The sequence below is a fragment of the Achromobacter sp. NCFB-sbj8-Ac1-l genome, from assembly GCF_052695805.1.
Window position 1 is genome coordinate 6128614 of the sequence record NZ_CP199812.1, and the last position, 15524, is coordinate 6144137.

At 63.8% G+C, this 15524-nt stretch carries 17 protein-coding genes; 8 read left to right on the forward strand and 9 right to left on the reverse strand.

Going from position 1 to position 15524, the window contains the following annotated elements; all coding sequences use genetic code 11:
• Nucleotides 1-4 precede the first annotated feature (4 nt).
• From ACUDP5_RS28120 to nhaA, 3 genes are all read left to right on the forward strand, one after another.
• Nucleotides 5-454 carry a GNAT family N-acetyltransferase gene (locus ACUDP5_RS28120; RefSeq protein ID WP_263912931.1) on the forward strand — a complete coding sequence of 150 codons (450 nt, stop codon included), beginning with the start codon at nucleotides 5-7 and terminating at the stop codon, nucleotides 452-454.
• Nucleotides 451-915 (forward strand): HIT family protein, encoded by a 465-nt coding sequence (locus ACUDP5_RS28125; protein WP_445657791.1) that lies wholly within the window; start codon nucleotides 451-453, stop codon nucleotides 913-915. Before ACUDP5_RS28120 ends, ACUDP5_RS28125 begins: the two co-directional genes overlap by 4 nt.
• Nucleotides 916-1062: 147 nt before the next feature.
• Nucleotides 1063-2283: a Na+/H+ antiporter NhaA gene (gene nhaA / locus ACUDP5_RS28130; RefSeq protein ID WP_445657792.1), complete on the forward strand. Its 1221-nt coding sequence runs from the start codon at nucleotides 1063-1065 to the stop codon at nucleotides 2281-2283.
• A gap of 63 nt (nucleotides 2284-2346) precedes the next feature.
• Here the strand turns inward: nhaA and ACUDP5_RS28135 are convergent, their stop codons facing one another.
• The 3 genes from ACUDP5_RS28135 to ACUDP5_RS28145 form a co-directional block, all read right to left on the reverse strand.
• Complete coding sequence (locus tag ACUDP5_RS28135) at nucleotides 2347-3195, reverse strand: DUF1311 domain-containing protein (RefSeq protein ID WP_263912934.1); 849 nt, start codon at nucleotides 3193-3195, stop codon at nucleotides 2347-2349.
• Between the two features lie 29 nt (nucleotides 3196-3224).
• The gene (locus ACUDP5_RS28140) at nucleotides 3225-4436 is read right to left on the reverse strand and encodes a hypothetical protein (RefSeq protein WP_445657793.1); all 1212 of its coding nucleotides are present in this window, start codon (nucleotides 4434-4436) and stop codon (nucleotides 3225-3227) included.
• Nucleotides 4437-4514: 78 nt separating this feature from the next.
• On the reverse strand, nucleotides 4515-5240 hold the full coding sequence (locus tag ACUDP5_RS28145; protein ID WP_445659222.1) for an N-acetylmuramoyl-L-alanine amidase family protein: 726 nt from the start codon (nucleotides 5238-5240) through the stop codon (nucleotides 4515-4517).
• 334 nt (nucleotides 5241-5574) lie between these two features.
• Between ACUDP5_RS28145 and ACUDP5_RS28150 the strand changes: the two genes are divergently transcribed.
• Complete coding sequence (locus ACUDP5_RS28150) at nucleotides 5575-6360, forward strand: 3-hydroxybutyrate dehydrogenase (RefSeq protein WP_025136604.1); 786 nt, start codon at nucleotides 5575-5577, stop codon at nucleotides 6358-6360.
• A gap of 83 nt (nucleotides 6361-6443) precedes the next feature.
• On the opposite strand, the gene ACUDP5_RS28155 is transcribed toward ACUDP5_RS28150, so the two are convergent.
• On the reverse strand, nucleotides 6444-8822 hold the full coding sequence (locus tag ACUDP5_RS28155; protein ID WP_042884606.1) for a TonB-dependent siderophore receptor: 2379 nt from the start codon (nucleotides 8820-8822) through the stop codon (nucleotides 6444-6446).
• Here ACUDP5_RS28155 and ACUDP5_RS28160 point away from each other — a divergent pair.
• Entirely contained in the window at nucleotides 8821-9078 is a 258-nt protein-coding gene (locus tag ACUDP5_RS28160) for a hypothetical protein (RefSeq protein WP_445657794.1), read from the forward strand. The two genes, ACUDP5_RS28155 and ACUDP5_RS28160, sit on opposite strands and share 2 nt — an antisense overlap.
• Before the next feature lie 50 nt (nucleotides 9079-9128).
• On the opposite strand, the gene ACUDP5_RS28165 is transcribed toward ACUDP5_RS28160, so the two are convergent.
• Nucleotides 9129-10118 (reverse strand): FecR family protein, encoded by a 990-nt coding sequence (locus ACUDP5_RS28165; RefSeq protein WP_445657795.1) that lies wholly within the window; start codon nucleotides 10116-10118, stop codon nucleotides 9129-9131.
• 11 nt (nucleotides 10119-10129) lie between these two features.
• Nucleotides 10130-10636: an RNA polymerase sigma factor gene (locus tag ACUDP5_RS28170; RefSeq protein WP_025136607.1), complete on the reverse strand. Its 507-nt coding sequence runs from the start codon at nucleotides 10634-10636 to the stop codon at nucleotides 10130-10132.
• 177 nt (nucleotides 10637-10813) lie between these two features.
• On the opposite strand from ACUDP5_RS28170, the gene tenA reads away from it, so the two are divergent.
• Nucleotides 10814-11476 carry a thiaminase II gene (gene tenA / locus ACUDP5_RS28175; protein WP_175196629.1) on the forward strand — a complete coding sequence of 221 codons (663 nt, stop codon included), beginning with the start codon at nucleotides 10814-10816 and terminating at the stop codon, nucleotides 11474-11476.
• 6 nt (nucleotides 11477-11482) lie between these two features.
• Nucleotides 11483-12121, forward strand: coding sequence for a hypothetical protein (locus ACUDP5_RS28180; protein ID WP_445657796.1), 639 nt, complete (start codon nucleotides 11483-11485; stop codon nucleotides 12119-12121).
• 117 nt (nucleotides 12122-12238) lie between these two features.
• Here ACUDP5_RS28180 and ACUDP5_RS28185 read toward each other — a convergent pair whose 3' ends face one another.
• Together ACUDP5_RS28185 and ACUDP5_RS28190 are read right to left on the reverse strand one after the other, a co-directional pair.
• Complete coding sequence (locus tag ACUDP5_RS28185) at nucleotides 12239-12652, reverse strand: zinc-ribbon domain-containing protein (RefSeq protein ID WP_263912937.1); 414 nt, start codon at nucleotides 12650-12652, stop codon at nucleotides 12239-12241.
• On the reverse strand, nucleotides 12649-13428 hold the full coding sequence (locus ACUDP5_RS28190; protein ID WP_445657797.1) for a hypothetical protein: 780 nt from the start codon (nucleotides 13426-13428) through the stop codon (nucleotides 12649-12651). The genes ACUDP5_RS28185 and ACUDP5_RS28190 overlap by 4 nt, the downstream gene beginning before the upstream one ends.
• A gap of 344 nt (nucleotides 13429-13772) precedes the next feature.
• Here ACUDP5_RS28190 and ACUDP5_RS28195 point away from each other — a divergent pair, with 344 nt between their 5' ends.
• Complete coding sequence (locus ACUDP5_RS28195; RefSeq protein WP_445657798.1) at nucleotides 13773-14969, forward strand: IS4 family transposase; 1197 nt, start codon at nucleotides 13773-13775, stop codon at nucleotides 14967-14969.
• 162 nt (nucleotides 14970-15131) lie between these two features.
• On the opposite strand, the gene ACUDP5_RS28200 is transcribed toward ACUDP5_RS28195, so the two are convergent.
• Nucleotides 15132-15521, reverse strand: coding sequence for a hypothetical protein (locus ACUDP5_RS28200; protein ID WP_445657799.1), 390 nt, complete (start codon nucleotides 15519-15521; stop codon nucleotides 15132-15134).
• Nucleotides 15522-15524: the final 3 nt, after the last annotated feature.

Here is a 15524-nt window from a genome sequence, read left to right on the forward strand (position 1 = left end):
CCCCATGAGTTCCGCCGACATCCGCCCCGTGGTCCCCGCCGACTTCGACGTCTGGCTGCCCCTCTGGAAGGGCTACCAGGACTTCTACCGCGTCGACATCGCCGATGCCGTCACGCGCAACACCTGGGCGCGCTTCCTGGACCCCGCCGAACCCATGCACGCCGCCCTGGCCTACGACAGCGGCAAGGCGGTCGGCATGGTGCACTGGATCTTCCACCGGTCCACCTGGACCGCCGGCGACTACTGCTACCTGCAAGACCTGTACGTCGACCCGGACACCCGCGGCACCGGCGCCGGCCGCAAACTGATCGAACACGTCTATGCCCAGGCCGCGGCCGCCAACTGCGCCCGCGTGTACTGGCTGACCCACGAAACCAACGCCACCGCGATGCAGTTGTACGACCGCATCGCCGACCGTTCCGGCTTCATCCAATACCGCAAGGTGCTGCCGTGAGCGCGCGCGACCCCAACTGTCCGCTCTGCCAGGAAGACGGCGGCACGCTGCTGTGGCGGGGGCCGCACCTGCGCCTGATCGAAGTCGACGACCCGGATTACCCCGGCTTCACCCGCGTCATCTGGAACGCCCACCTGCCCGAAATGACCAGCCTGTCCACCCACGGCCGCGAGCTGCTGATGCGGGCCGTGTACGTCGTGGAAGAAGCGCAGCAGTCAATCCTGTCGCCCGACAAGATCAACCTGGCGTCGCTGGGCAACATGGTGCCGCACCTGCACTGGCACGTCATTCCGCGCTGGCGCGGCGACCGACATTTTCCCGATCCGATCTGGGCGCCCCCGCGCATCGTCAAGGGCAGCGAACCCGCCGAATGGGCCGCCCGCCAGGCCCGCGTGCAGGCGCTGCTGCCGCGCTACCGCAACCGGCTGGTCGAAGCCATGAACGCGCTGTTGTGGCATTGAGTCGCCGATTTCGCAGCCCTGTAGAAATTTCCGATAGTTAGCATGACGTTCACCGAAATTCCCGATTTTTGACGGCCAGCCACCACCTTTAAGGTAAAATTCAGCTTCTTGAATTGAATCGCTTCAAAGGCAATAAAGGATGCTCCAGTGACCCTGCAGGCCCCCCAATCGTCGTCCCGGCCCGTTTCATTTCTGCAGGCGTTTCTTCGCTCCGAAGCCCTTGGCGGCTATGTGCTGATGCTGGCGGCCGCGGCCGCCCTGGTCATCGCCAACAGCCCGCTGGCGCCGCACTACTTCGACGTTCTGGGCACCAAGCTGGGCTTCCAAGCCGGCCCCGTCAGCCTCAAGGAATCCGTGCTGCACTGGATCAACGACGGCCTGATGGCCGTGTTCTTCCTGCTGGTCGGCTTGGAAATCAAACGCGAAGTGCTCGACGGCCAACTGCGCGGCGTGTCCCGCATCGTGCTGCCCGGCATCGCGGCGCTGGGCGGCATGGCGATGCCCGCCCTGATCTACGTGCTGATCAACCTGGGCAGCCCCGACACCCTGCGCGGCTGGGCCATTCCCGCCGCCACCGACATCGCCTTTGCGCTGGGCATCCTGGCCCTGCTGGGCAGCCGCGTGCCCACGTCGCTCAAGATCTTCCTGACCGCCCTGGCCATCCTGGACGACCTGGGCGCCATCGTCATCATTGCGCTGTTCTACACGTCTGAGCTGAACCTGTTCGCGCTGGCCATGGCCGGTGCGCTGCTGGCCTGCCTGTTCTGCCTGAACCGGGCCGGCGTGCTGCGCCTGACGCCCTACCTGCTCATCGGCGCGGTGCTGTGGTTTTTCGTGCTGAAGTCCGGCGTGCACGCCACGCTGGCCGGCGTGGCGCTGGCGCTGAGCATCCCGCTGCGTCCGCAGAATCAGGGGCACGCCGGGGCCCATTCGCCGCTGCATGCGCTGGAACACGCGCTGCACAAGCCCGTGGCCCTGCTGATCGTGCCGCTGTTCGGTTTTGCCAACGCCGGCGTGTCGTTCGCCGGCATGGGCCTGTCCAGCCTGGCGCAGCCCGTGCCGCTGGGCGTGGCGCTGGGCCTGTTCCTGGGCAAGCAATTGGGCGTCTTCGGCTTTGCCTGGCTGGCCATCAAGTCCGGCATGGCCAGCCTGCCGCGCCATGCCAGCTTCACGCAGCTGTACGGCGTGGCCTTGCTGTGCGGCATCGGCTTCACGATGAGCCTGTTCATCGGCGCGCTGGCCTTTACCGACCCGGCCGCCATCGATGCCACCAAGATCGGCGTGCTGACCGGGTCCGTGGCCTCGGCCGTGGTGGGCTTCCTGCTGCTGCGCGCCAGCGGCAAGCTGGTGGCGGACACGCCCGCCTGATCGGGCGGTACTGCGCCCCCATACCGCCCACAACCAGGCGGCGCGCCAAGGCCTGACGCCGCGCTACTTGCCGGCGGATGTCGGGTTCGACAGGGGGAACGTCTTGTCCGTCAGGCAGGCCTGCAGCCACGTGTAGTCGTCGCTGTCGTCGATATCCACGGCCAGCTTGGGCAGGGGCGACTTGGGGTAATCGATCTTGCGTACGTCGGGGCCGGTGTTCCAGTGCGCATCGTCCGCGATGCTGCCCGGGCAGTTGGCGTCATTGCCATTGAACGAGCACGAGGCCACCGGCACCGGCTTGTTGTCCACCAGCCTGGCCACATAACGCTGCACGTAAACAGATCCCGTGGCCCAGTAGTCGTCCACGCTGCAGAGACGGTCGTTGTTCTGGTAATGGCGGCTTGCAAAGCAGCCGTAGACCTCATACGGCGGCAACACGTCGCAAGACACGTCATAGCCCGAGAACGGCCCGCCCGTGAACTGCTTGCGGAATTCCCGCTGGCGCAGCGCCGCACCGATCATGGCGGGCGTGGCGCTGTTTTTCGGATGCGCCTTCAGGTCTGCCGTGCGAGCCGCGATCAGCTTGGCCGCGATGCTGCCCGGCGTGGCGTCATCATCCTGCAGCGAATCCGGGTTGTCGGCCAGCCGTTCCAGCGCACGGTCACGCGCGTTCACCCATTGCCGCTGGCCATCCTTGATCGCCGTGCGGATCTCGTCGTCGGGCGCCTGCTTCAACAGCGCCGCGTAGGCCCGGTTCAGCTCGGCATCCGCCGCCACGGCCTTGCGGTCAGAGCAGATCAATTTTTCGGCCGGTGTGCCGGCCTTCTGGCAATTGATGGCCATGGCCTGCGCGGACATCAGCCCCAGGCCCACGACGCACAACAGCTGCGTCGCGCGGATTTTCAAACGCATTGCAATGCTCCTTGGCATCGGCCGCTGCGTCAGCGGCTGATGACTTCGCTGTCTTCCATGACGATGCGGTAACGGTTGCGCAGGTCAAGGACGTAAGTGAAATTCGACGTCCCGGTGGCGGTCTTGCCGCGCTCCGGGCTGGATACCTTGTAGTCGTACAGGCCGACCACCATGCACATCTGATCCTGGCACTTGGCCTTCAGCGAGTTCTGGTCCACCACGAAGCGGCGCACCGGCCAGCGCGCGAAATACGCCTGCTTGTCGGCCAGGATCTCGGACTTCGGGCGCTTCTTCTTGAAATAGTCGACCGTATCGGCGTAGAACTCCCGCGTGAAGTTCATGGCTTCTTCATTGGTGCCGCTACCCGCCTGGATCATCAGGGCGGCGGCATTGATCGCCTTTTGCTCGTCGGAAATCGCGGCGGGCGCGGTTTCCTTGGGCATCTGGGGATTGGCCACCGGCGCGGGCGCCGACTGGGCCGGGGCAGGGGCGGACTGAGCCGGCTTGCGCGGCGGCAGGCGCGGTTCGTCGTCGGGCGCCTGGGCCTGCGACGGCGCGGCAGCCGGTTGCTGCGCAGGCGCCGGCACGGGTGCGCTGCGCGGGGCCGCCTGCTGCGGCGCGCTGCTGGCCGTCTGCACGTTGCCCGTGCGGTTGATGCCGTACTTGATGATTTCCTGCGGCGAGAAAAAGTACATCTCTTTGGACGGCGTGCTGAACATGATGCCCAGCACGTCGGCCGACACGCCGTACTTCGGCAGCGTCGCCACGATGTCCGACACGCCGAACTGCGCCTGCTCGCCGGTCATTTCGGGCGCGGTGATCTGATGCACGCCCAGACGGCCCTCGGCCAGGCGCTGACGCCCGGCGAAGAACACGAACGCGCAGGCCGATGCACAATAGCTGTCTTTGGGAATGTAGGTGTTCAGCCCGCGTTCGTAGACCTCTTCGGCCACCACCAGCCCGATATGGACCAGGCCGCCGCCGTTGTTCTGCAGGATGAGGGTGGAGATGGTCGGATGCTCGCGCAGCGCCTTCTTCAGGTTCAGCATGTCGTTGGCGCCCACCGCGCCCACGTAGATCAGCAGATTGGGCTGGCTGGGCAGGAAGAAGAACGGCCCGTAGCGCTCAGGTTCTTCTTGCCGCGGCGCGCCCGCCGGCGTCTGCGCCGTGGCCGGCGACAGGGCCGCCAGGGACATCGCCACGCTCAACCCTACTGCCGTCAGTGTCTTTTTCAGCATCATCAGTCCTTATCCACGGAACGCCTATTGCAGCGGATTTTATCCATCCCGCCGGGCAATGCCACCCCGCGCCGCCCGCCGCTAGCGTTTCTGGCAGGCGTGCGTACCGTCCGCGATGGCCTGGGCCAGGCGCTGGATGGTCTCAGGCCTGGCCAGGCGAGCCTCTTCGTCGGGGTTCACTATCACGCCGGCTTCAACCAGCACGGCCGGCATGGCCGCGGTCTTCAGGACCGCCAGGCCATCGTAGCGATGCACGCCCAGGCGGCGGTCCAGCAGCGGGCGATTTTCGCCCGCGATCGGTTCGGCGTGGTACAGCGACGGCTTCTCGCCGGCCGCCACCAACGCCTCGCCGATGGCGCGAGCGCAGCGCAGGCTGTCTTCGTACTTGGGATTGAGCTGCGACACAAAGATGGCAAAGCCCGCGAATTCCCGCTGTCGGCCCGCATCGATGTACTTCTGCTGCATCGAATCGTGATGGATCGAAATGAAGAAGTCCGCATCCGGCGCCGTCAGCGCCCGCCGGCCCAGCGCGATCTCGGCGCCATCGGCCGACACCCTTGTCACGCGGTCGCCCAGCAGCTTCAAATCCGTGGCCACCGCGCCGCTCAGGTCCAGGTTGTACTGATATTCGACCCGGCCGCTGGCGCCCGTCGCGCCCGGTTGCCTGGGGGTATGGCCCGTGTCCACCACGATGTAGGCCGCCTGCGCCGACAGCGCTGCCAACCCCAGGCAGGCCCCGGCTGCCAGCCGGCGCGCCACGCGCCCTGCCCTCGATCCCGCTGCCCCGACACCCACCTGACCGCTCATGACTGATGACACGCTTGTCTTCGCTCTGTAAGAAATGAAGGCCCCTGGGTCTGTCGCCGGGCCTGAATCCGGCGGATTCTCGCGCAGCCGGAGCCAACCGGCAATGACCGATTTCGGCCCGCGGGCCCGCTTGGTAACAGCGCCTGGGACGCTGCACGGCCCGCCCTGACATGCCACGCCCGCCGCAGCCCGCCCGGCGGAAGCAAATGACATAAAAAGTTACCCTGCCCGGGCGTTCAGGCCGCTCTCATCCGCAAGCGCTACCATCAAGACATGCCCCACGCATCCGCGGGCGCTACCCGGCCCGCGGCATCCTTACCCGGAGGTTCCCAGCATGAGCAATCTGAACGGAAAAGTCGCGGTCGTCACTGGCGCTGCCAGCGGCATCGGCAAGGAAATCGCGCTGACGCTGTCGCGCGCCGGCGCCGCCATCGCCATCGCCGACCTGAACCAGGCTGGCGCCGACGCCGTGGCCCGCGAAATCGAACAGGCCGGCGGCAAGGCCATGGGCGTGGCCATGGACGTCACCAACGAAGACGCCGTCAACCAGGGCATCGACCGTGTGGCAGCGGCCTACGGCAGCATCGACATCCTGATCTCGAACGCCGGCATCCAGATCGTGAACCCCATCGAGAACTTCGCATTCTCGGACTGGAAGAAGATGCAGGCCATCCACGTGGACGGCGCCTTCCTGACCACCAAGGCCGCGCTCAAGCACATGTACAAGGACAACCGCGGCGGCGTGGTGATCTACATGGGCTCGGTGCATTCGCACGAAGCGTCGCCGCTCAAATCCGCCTACGTCGCCGCCAAGCACGCCCTGCTGGGCCTGGCGCGCGTGCTGGCCAAGGAAGGCGCGGCCCACAACGTGCGCTCGCACGTCATCTGCCCCGGCTTCGTGCGCACACCCCTCGTCGAAAAGCAGATTCCCGAGCAAGCCAAGGAACTGGGCATCAGCGAAGAAGACGTGGTCAAGAAAGTGATGCTGGGCGACACCGTCGACGGCGTCTTCACCACCGTCGAAGACGTGGCGCAGACCGCGCTGTTCCTGTCCACCTTCCCCAGCGCCGCGTTCACCGGCCAATCGTTCGTGGTCAGCCACGGGTGGTACATGCAGTAAGGCGGTCGGGCGCGGCCGGCACCGGCCGCCGCGCCAAGCGTTCTGCATCGCCGGCGCACGCGAGCGTGCGCCGGCGGCCTTGCCTAGAACTGGTAGCGCGTCGTCAGCAGGAAGCTGCGCGGCGTGCCGTAGTAGTTGCCGCCGTTATTGCCCTGCATCGATTCAAAGTAGCGCTTGTCGAACAGGTTGTTGACGTTGAACTGGATGTCCAGCTGCCGGTTCACCTGATACCCGGCCACCAGGTCCACCACCGTGAACGGCGACTGCTTGAGCTCGTAACCTTCGCTGCCGGTCAACGATTGCGTCGACGTCTTGCTTTGCGCGCGCACCGCGCCGCCCAGCCGCCACTTCTCGTAAGCGCCGGACAGGTGATACATGGCGGCGATCTTGAACTGATGCTGCGGAATGTAGCTGGCATAGGGCTGGCCCTGCGCGCCATCGATGCCGCCCGACGACACCTTGGCGCGGGTGTAGGAATAGCCGATGCCTACGTTCAGGCGCGGCAGCAGCTCGCCGTTGACGTCGATTTCCACCCCTTCGCTCTTGACCTTGCCCACCGCCCGGTAGCAGTTGGTGGCGACAAAGCACGACGGGATGTCGGTCACCGCCTGCGGCAGGTTCGACTGCGTGGTCGAGAACACCGCAATCGCGGCATTGATACGCTCATCCAGGTAGCTGCCCTTCAGCCCGACTTCGTAGTTGGTGCCCTCTACCGGCTTGAGCACCGTGCCGGACGTGTCCAGGTAGTACTGCGGCTTGAAGATGCTGGAATAGCTGGCGTAGACCGAATGGTTGTCGTTCAGGTCGTAGGTCAGCGCCGCGTAGGGCGTGAAGTGCTTGTCTTCGCTGAACTTTCGGTGGCTGCTCCAGGCGCCCTGATACTGGCTGTTGTCGAAGTCGAACCAATCCAGGCGCGCGCCCAGGATCATGCTCAGCGGATCTGCCAGGCGGAAGCGGCCCGTGGCATAGGCCGAGGTCAGTTCCGACCGCTGGTCGCGGCGCCACAGCGTGTCTTTCACGAAATCGGTGCGGCGAATCGAATCCGGGTTCCACGTGTACGGATTGACGCCGCCCAGCATGTAATAGCCGTCCGGCGTATCCAGGTAACTGTAGCCGTCGTCACGCCAAGTGTCCTTGCGGTAGCTCGCACCCAGCGCAATATCGTGAAAGCGGCCGAACAGTTTGACCGGACCTTGGGCCGACACGTCAAAGCTCTGCTGCTTCTTGTCGTAGTCGTAGCGCCCGCCCATCACGTCGTACAGCATGTTGCCCTGCTCGTCGTAGCTGCCGCTGACGAAATAGGCGCCGTCCAGCGCCGACTTCGCATTCACCGAGCGCGCGGCGGCCTTGGCTACCCAGCCGCTGTCGAACGTGTGCTTCAACTCGGCGAATACGCTGTTTTCTTTCTTGTCCCAATAGCTCCACGACGGCGAGAATCGCCGCGACCGGCGAATGTCCAGCGGCGAGCCATCCGGCGCAGTCGGTACGCCCATCCATTCGGAACCCGGGTTGTCTTCGGTGTTGGAATGCCCGCCCAGGCTCAATGTGGTGCGCGGCGCGAGGTCAATGTCCAGCACGCCGTAGTACAGGTGCTTGCGGCTGCTGTAGCCGTCGATGAAATAGTCGCGCGACTGCTGCGACGTCACAAACCGCCCGCGCACCGAACCACTGTCGTTCAACGGACCGCCCGCATCGAACTCTCCCGAGAAATTGTTCCAGTTGCCCGCGCGCCCCGTCAGGATGAACTGCGCCGTGTCGGTCGGCTGCTTGCGCACGAAATTGATCGCGCCCGACGGGTCGCCCATGCCCGTCATCAGCCCCGTCGGCCCGCGCACCACTTCGACGTGGTCGTACATGGCCGTGGTGCTGTAGGTGGACGTATCCGTCTCGTACGTGACCGGCATGCCGTCCAGCAGGAACGTATTGATCGTGAACCCGCGCGAAAAATAGCGCGAGCGGTCATTGCTCCAGTGGTTCACCGTGACGCCCGTGGTGCTGTTGGCCACGTCGTCGATGGTTTGCATCGCAAAGTCATCCAGCTTCTGGCGCGTGACCACGCTGACCGACTGCGGCGTTTCCTGGATGGTCAACGGCAGCTTGGTCGCCGTATTCATCGCGCCGGTGGTGTACGACCCCGTGCCTTCCGTCGTGGCATTACCCTTGCCCACCACCGTGATGCTTTCCATCACCACGCTGGCGTCATTGGGATCGCGCGACAGCGCCACCGTGCTGCCCTTTCGTTCATAGACCAGCCCCGATCCCGCCAGCAACGCCTGCAGCGCCTGGTCGGGCGTCAGTTGGCCCGACACGGCCGGGGCCCGCAGATGGCGCACCACGTCCGGCGAATACGCCAGGTCCCACGAGGCCTGCCGGGCCAGCTGGATCAATGCGCTTTCCAGCGACTGCGCGGGCAGGTTGACCTGCAGCGCCGCTTCCTCTGCCCGCACGGCGGTCAACGGCATGGCCGCCGCCAGCAACAACGACAAAGCCAACGCGCCCGCGCCAAGGGCGGGCGGCGTGCAAGAACGGAGTCCAACGGATTTACGGTTCACGGAACAAGCTTTCCTGATGATTTTCTGGGAATCGACGCTCGCCGGCCGAGGTGTCGGCCCGCAATGCTGGCGATGCGCGGCCACGCCAATCAGCGCGCCTGTCTGCAAGACGCCGTGGCGCGCCAAATCCCTGATGAAAATCCGGGGCTTATTTGAAACCAAATGAAACTGTCAGGGCGCGATCGCTCTGAGCTGTGGCGCCAGCAATGGGCGCAATCAACGACCTAGAATCGTGACGGCACCGTCCGACGCCGTCTGCACGCGCACCGGCGCAATCGCCGGCAAGAGGTCCAGGAAGGCCTGCGGGTTATCCACATTGAAGACCCCCGAAATCCGGATGCGCCCGACCTTGGCGTCGGCCACGCGCATGGTCTTGCGGCCATAGCGGTTCATCTCGGCCACCGCGTCGGCCAGCGGCTGGTCACGAAACACCGCCTGGCCCGCCTGCCAGGCCAGCAGATTGGGCACATCCACCTTTGCCGACGGCGACAGGCCGCCGTCCGCCAGCGTATGCGTACCCTGGCCGCCGACAAGCTGCACCTGGCTGCGGTTCCACCAGTGGCCGGCCTTCACGTCCACCGTGCCGGAATCCACCGCCACCCGCACCGCATCGGCGTCGCGCCGCACATTGAAGCGCGTACCCGTGACCCGGATCGTGGCGCCGCCCGCCTCGACATAGAACGGCCGCTGCGCGTCCGGCGTCACCGAGAACGTCGCCTCGCCGGCCTCCAGCTCGACCACGCGGCGGTCGGCGTACAAGCGCACCGACAGGCGGGTCGCGATATTCATGTCCACCACCGACGCATCCGGCAACGATGCCTGTTGGCGTTGCCCCGCCTGGGTCGCGTATTGCTGCGCAAACGTCGGCGACGCGCCGAACCATTGCGGCAGCGCGACGCCGACCACCAAGGCGGCGCAGGCCAGCGCCAACCCCAGCGTCAACGGGCGCCGCGACCCGGAACGACGGCGCGCGGGCTCAGGTTCGGCCGCCAGCGCACGCAGCTTGGCCGGGTCCACCAGCGCCATGCCATTCCAGACCCCGCAGGCGCGGCGGTATTCCAGGTCGTGCGCGGGATCAGCCTGCCGCCAGGCGTCGAACTGCCGCTGCTGCACCGCGTCCATCTGCCCCGAGCGCACGCGCGCGAACCAGAACGCGGCGGCGTCGCGCGGGTTACGCAGCAGGTCGGGGTCGATGGGGTCTGTCATTGCGCGGCGGATCAATCCGGGCAGAAGCGTTCAAGCTGTTCGCGCATCTCGCGAGTGGCGTCCATGATATAGCGTTCAACCGTGTTGAGCGCCAGGCCCATGCGCTGTGCGATCTCGGGCTGCGAATAGCCTTCCAGGCGGTGCCACACATAGGCTTGCCGCTTTTTCAGCGGCAAGCTCGCCAGAGCCTGTTCCAAGGCGTCGGCCAGTTGCCGCGCACGTACCCCGGCTTCGGGATCGTGCAACAGCGGGTGGTCATCGGCCGACAGCGACTCGAGCGACGTCTCGGGGTGACGCGACTGCCGCCGGATCTCGCTGATCAACCGGTTCTGCGCCGCCCGGTACAGATACGACTTCGCATCCAGCGCCGCCGCGCGCGTATTGGCCAGCATGTGCGCCATCACGTCCTGCGCCGCGTCCTCGGCATCGCTGGGCCGCGAATTGCGCTTGGCCCACGACCCCACCAGCTCGCTGTAGTAGGCGAGCCAACCTTTCAGGGGGTTGGTGGAGCGGGACATGGGGCCGAACGTCGCGTCATGGCAAAAGGACGGCCATATTAACAATGATTCTCAATTAATGAATACACTTGCCGCTGCCGGCCCCGGCGCGGCGCATTGCGCAACACCTGATACCCTGGGGCCCGTCACCGCGGCGCGCACCCTGGCGCGCCGCCCGTTTTTGCCTTGAGGAATGCCATGACTTTCAGCTCTGACGCCTGGGCGCGCAATGCCGCGCTGTACGACAAAACGCGCTCCATGCCGTTCAACCAGGAACTGGCCAGCGGCCAGCTCAGCGAGCAGGCATTTCGCCACTACATGATCCAGGACGCCCATTACCTGCTGGCCTTCGGCCGCGCCCTGGCCGTGGCCGCCGCCAAGGCCGACCACGCCGACGGTGTCGTGCAATTCGCCGACGCCGCCAAGAACGCCGTGGTGGTCGAACGCAGCCTGCATGAAGGCTTCATGAAGCAATTCGGCATCGACGCCCAGACCTTTGCATCCACCCCGCTGTCGCCCGCCAGCCACCACTACACCAGCTTTCTCATCGCCACCGCCTGGAGCGCGCCCTACCCCGTGGCCCTGGCCGCGCTCTTGCCGTGCTTCTGGATCTACGCCGAAATCGGCCGCGACATCCACGCGCGCGCCACGCGTCCCAATCCGTACAGCGCGTGGATCGACACCTACGCTGGCGAAGAATTCCATACCTTGGTGCGCGAGGTGATCGCATCGGTGGACCAGGCGGCCGACAAGGCCTCGGCGCAGACGCGCGAGGATATGCATCGTGCCTACACGCACGCGGCGCAGCTGGAATGGATGTTCTGGGACTCGGCGTATCGGTTGGGGGAATGGCCGGTTTGATCGCCCATGAACACGACGTTTCAATCCATCGGAAGCAGCATGCAATCTCGTCGTCGTAGCAATCGGGTCAGCGGACAGGCTCCTGCGGCAATCAAGCCGTGGGGTCGCATTGCCCTGGCGGCATCCGTCCTATTCTTGGCCGGCTGCTCGTCAGCCGCCTTCAAGCAGATCAAGTCCTATGACCCCGCGGCCGATGCGCGTTTGCGCGTCTACTGGGGGCCTTACGTCACGGTGGCGTTCAACCAGAACTGCCAAGGCCGCGTCGAAGGCGGGCCCGCTTATCGGACGATCGTGCTCAAGGCAGGGCCGTCATGGGTCGGCAGCGAAAAAGCCAGAACCCTCGGCATGCCCTTGCCCGAAATGCATGACAAGTATTTTGCGGAATACGCCGTGCCCGCCAACGTGCCCATCCTGATCGGCCGTTCAGGTGGAGGGGTCGATTACCGACCTTCTGTCATCATCACCCAACCGACCTTCGACGAGCGGGTCAGCGTCACGTTGCAGCCCGGCAAAGACTACGAAACCCACTTCATCGGTGGCACCGTCACGGTGCGGGAGCTGGTGACCGCGGACGGGGCGGTCTCTACACGCCCGCTGCCCGCCGACCAGATAACGCCCTGCCCGGTGCCGGTCAAAGGGCGTTGATGGCAAATGCGCGTTGACCGTCTGCCGGGGGGCTGGCGGTCGACACGCAGCATGGTCGGTGCTTGCGGCCAGCCGACCGTAGACCTGCCCGAATCTGTTGAGATTCGACCCGTGCATTCAATGGTCGCGTTCCCACGGGTTGGACAGCGGCGGCGGCGGAGCGTGCCGCTTGGGCGGCTTGAGCGGTTTGCGTACGGCATCCGCCCCGGCCCGCTTCGCGGCCAGGCAAACACCGCATACGGCCCCCACGATGACCGACGCGGCTATCAGCAGGTAACGCTCGCGCTGATCCAGATAGATCCGCATTTCCGACATCAAGGCATAGCGCAGCAACCAGCCTAGCCCAAGGCCAACCACCGCGCCAATACCCGAGAACATCCGCGCGTCGACCCAGAACGCCGCGCGACGGTATGACACCGCGTCGGCGTTGTCGGGCTGTTGATGCAGCGACGTGCCGCAGGCCGTGCAACGCAGCGCGGTCTGTGAATTCCGGGTATGGCAATTAGGGCATTGGGACTTGGGGGGAATCACTTGCCATAGGCATCGCGCGGTTCGGCCAGGCGGAACAGCCCGGTCTTGCCGCACTGGTACGGATAGGCCTCGGTACAACGCTTGCGCATCGTATGCGCCAGCTTGTTGGCGATATCCGCCGCAATGCGCAGGCCATCTGCGGCCGGGCCTCGATTGGAAAAATCACGCAGTGAAATCGGGTAGGTGTCTTCGTCATAGCCACGGTATTCGCCCGACTCGGCGTCGTACAAACGCACCTTGATGCCGACCGACGGCCCGTACTGCTGATAGCCGCCAAAGCCACCCGGCTCACCTAGCGCCACGACGTACTTCGCCCCGATGGCCGCCGCATCTTCCTTCAGTGCCTGCGGCCGGGCGGACTTCGGGTCCGGCTTGCGCAGCTTGAATGTCGCCTTGATGCCTGCCGCATCCATGGCACCCGGCAGTTCGTCGTTCAGCGCCTTGCACACGGCCTCGGCCGCATACAACGCCGGCAGCGCCGTGCTGGCGCCGATCCATCCGGAGTCGTCGATCTGCTTCTGAAAATCGCAGTCCGACGTGTACACGAGCACGGGGCTGATCACCTCATCGGGCGCGGGATTTGTCGCCAACGGCTTGGCCGGCGAACCCATGATGAATGCGCAGCCGGAGGTCAGCAACGATAAGGCGGCAACGGCCGCCAATTTGAGGGCTTGCATGGTCGTGGTGGTATCCGATGAAGGCGATCTTGAATGGGTGAAATTCGCCCTGTTTGGCGGCAAGGTCGGGAGGACAAGAAAATCTTGGCGTCGATCCAAGTATCTCGGCCCATCGTCCCAAGCCGCTGTGTCACCGAGCCGCCAGGCGGTCGATCGCTATCAGGCTGCAAGTTTCTAGTACTACGGCGGAGGGGCCGGGATATTAAGTGCTGCGACTGCGTCGCGAACGGCCAGCAGCCAATCTATAACGTGAGCGCGGGCAGCTCAATCAGATAAGTCTGAGACTGAGGTTTCCCCACGAATTTTCAGGGAAACTCATTCTGAATCAATGGCTTGTTGCGCGCGACGGAGTCAAGCGGTTGGCTTGTAGATGATCTGGGCGTGCATGGCACCAGTCCTATACCCTTCATCAGGCGACCAAACCGCTTGAAGGAAGACAGGCCATGCATGCAGTCGGAGTATTGCAGAAGCTGCTTCAGGATTCGATCCCCAGCCTACATTTGAACCGGCTCAAGACTTTGATAAGCACATTGCGAAGTGCGATGACAACGCGACGGTTGACGCTCAGCGGACTGGCGCGCGGCTTGCCGACTGGGCAAGCGATACGGCATCGGATCAAACGCGTGGACAGGCTTCTTGGCAACCGTCATCTGCATGATGAGCGTCCCATGTTCTATCAGTTGCTGTGCCGACAGTACATGGCCGAGGGCAAGCGTCCGGTGATTCTTGTGGATTGGTCCGATTTGAAGGCGGATCGGAGCTGGTTGGTGTTGCGTGCCGCACTATGGATACGCGGCGCTGCCGTGCCCATCTACGAGAGCGTGCATCCCTTGCGCGATCAGAACTCGCCGAGCGTAGAACGGACGTTTCTGACCACGCTCAAGTCCTTATTGCCTGAAGGTCAACAGCCGATTGTCGTGACCGATGCGGGGTTCCGTGGGCCTTGGTTTGCCTACCTTAATCAACTGGGCTGGCACTGGGTAGGTCGCATCCGTGGACGCACGTTTCTTCGGTCGGGAGATGATCCATGGCGCCGATGCACCGCCGATTACGCTCACGCGAACGCTCGCCCCAAAGATCTGGGCGAGCAAGAAATGATCCGTTCCTGCCCAGTGCAAACCCGGCTCGTGCTGTATCGAAAGCCGCCACAACAACGTCAGGCCCTGACGCAGTTCAAGCAACGCAAGCGCAGCAGCCACAGCGAGGTCTGCGCCAGGCGGGAAAGCGAACCGTGGTTACTGTGCGCATCGCGGTCGTTGACCGATGCGAATGCGTGCGAGATTGTTCAGGTCTACCGCAAGCGCATGAGCATCGAATGTACCTTCCGAAGTTTGAAATCCCATCAGTTCGGCTTCTCCTTCGAAGACAGCCAAACCGCGGGCGCTGCCCGCCTGCAGATCTTGCTGTTGATCCACGCGTTGGCGACGTTCCTGCTGTGGCTCGTGGGCAAGCTGGCCGAAAACCGAAATCTGAGGCCGGCTTATGAATCGAACAATCGGAAAGACCGGCCCACTATCTCGTTGCTTACGCTCGGGGCCATGGTCTATGCCGAACGAGTGCTGGTCCTGAATGAAACGTCGGTGCTTGGACTTCTGAAAACACCGCTGGAAACTACTGAATCCATTGAGGGGTGCCGATGAATTCGTGGGGAAACCTCAGAGTCTGACACCTTATTTTAGAAAGCTCGCTCATCTGTGCTTCGGTGTACTAAAAACACGCTCACCATACCGCCCCGACTACTGCTAAACGCCTGACGGGCAAGACGGTATCTTATTTAGACACTTTATTTACCACATTTCTTTTCACCACCATTTTTCGAACGACTGAAAATTATTCTTTATTGCGAATATTTCATCATTAGAAATAGGAGACTCGTAAAATGAACCGACCACGGCTGTCTGAATCGTCTCCCTGCGACTGGACCAGGAAAAAAAACTCTGCTCTTCTTTTTTAAAAATATCGATTTTAAAATTACCATCTATGCTCGAAAATCGAGAATCCGCATTAACGCCGAGTCCATTAACAAATCCATCAAAATCATTGCATGCCACCCATATCTCGCCAAAATTGCTGAGCGAATAAGCCATCCCGACAAAATCAACATGAAAACTGAGCTTTATTGATGGCAAGCGCTCCTCGATCTCAAGCACATCGAAGGATATTCTCATTGGCCTCGATATTTCTAGATCCATTTT

Bases quoted from the DNA above. Each gene is read 5' to 3' on its own strand.
- ACUDP5_RS28120 (WP_263912931.1), top strand. From the start codon at position 5: ATGAGTTCCGCCGACATCCGCCCCGTGGTCCCCGCCGACTTCGACGTC.
- ACUDP5_RS28135 (WP_263912934.1), bottom strand. From the start codon at position 3,195: ATGCGTTTGAAAATCCGCGCGACGCAGCTGTTGTGCGTCGTGGGCCTG.
- ACUDP5_RS28140 (WP_445657793.1), bottom strand. From the start codon at position 4,436: ATGATGCTGAAAAAGACACTGACGGCAGTAGGGTTGAGCGTGGCGATG.
- ACUDP5_RS28145 (WP_445659222.1), bottom strand. From the start codon at position 5,240: ATGAGCGGTCAGGTGGGTGTCGGGGCAGCGGGATCGAGGGCAGGGCGC.
- ACUDP5_RS28150 (WP_025136604.1), top strand. From the start codon at position 5,575: ATGAGCAATCTGAACGGAAAAGTCGCGGTCGTCACTGGCGCTGCCAGC.
- ACUDP5_RS28160 (WP_445657794.1), top strand. From the start codon at position 8,821: ATGGCCGCCGCCAGCAACAACGACAAAGCCAACGCGCCCGCGCCAAGG.
- ACUDP5_RS28155 (WP_042884606.1), bottom strand. From the start codon at position 8,822: ATGCCGTTGACCGCCGTGCGGGCAGAGGAAGCGGCGCTGCAGGTCAAC.
- ACUDP5_RS28165 (WP_445657795.1), bottom strand. From the start codon at position 10,118: ATGACAGACCCCATCGACCCCGACCTGCTGCGTAACCCGCGCGACGCC.
- ACUDP5_RS28170 (WP_025136607.1), bottom strand. From the start codon at position 10,636: ATGTCCCGCTCCACCAACCCCCTGAAAGGTTGGCTCGCCTACTACAGC.
- tenA (WP_175196629.1), top strand. From the start codon at position 10,814: ATGACTTTCAGCTCTGACGCCTGGGCGCGCAATGCCGCGCTGTACGAC.
- ACUDP5_RS28180 (WP_445657796.1), top strand. From the start codon at position 11,483: ATGAACACGACGTTTCAATCCATCGGAAGCAGCATGCAATCTCGTCGT.
- ACUDP5_RS28195 (WP_445657798.1), top strand. From the start codon at position 13,773: ATGCATGCAGTCGGAGTATTGCAGAAGCTGCTTCAGGATTCGATCCCC.
- ACUDP5_RS28200 (WP_445657799.1), bottom strand. From the start codon at position 15,521: ATGGATCTAGAAATATCGAGGCCAATGAGAATATCCTTCGATGTGCTT.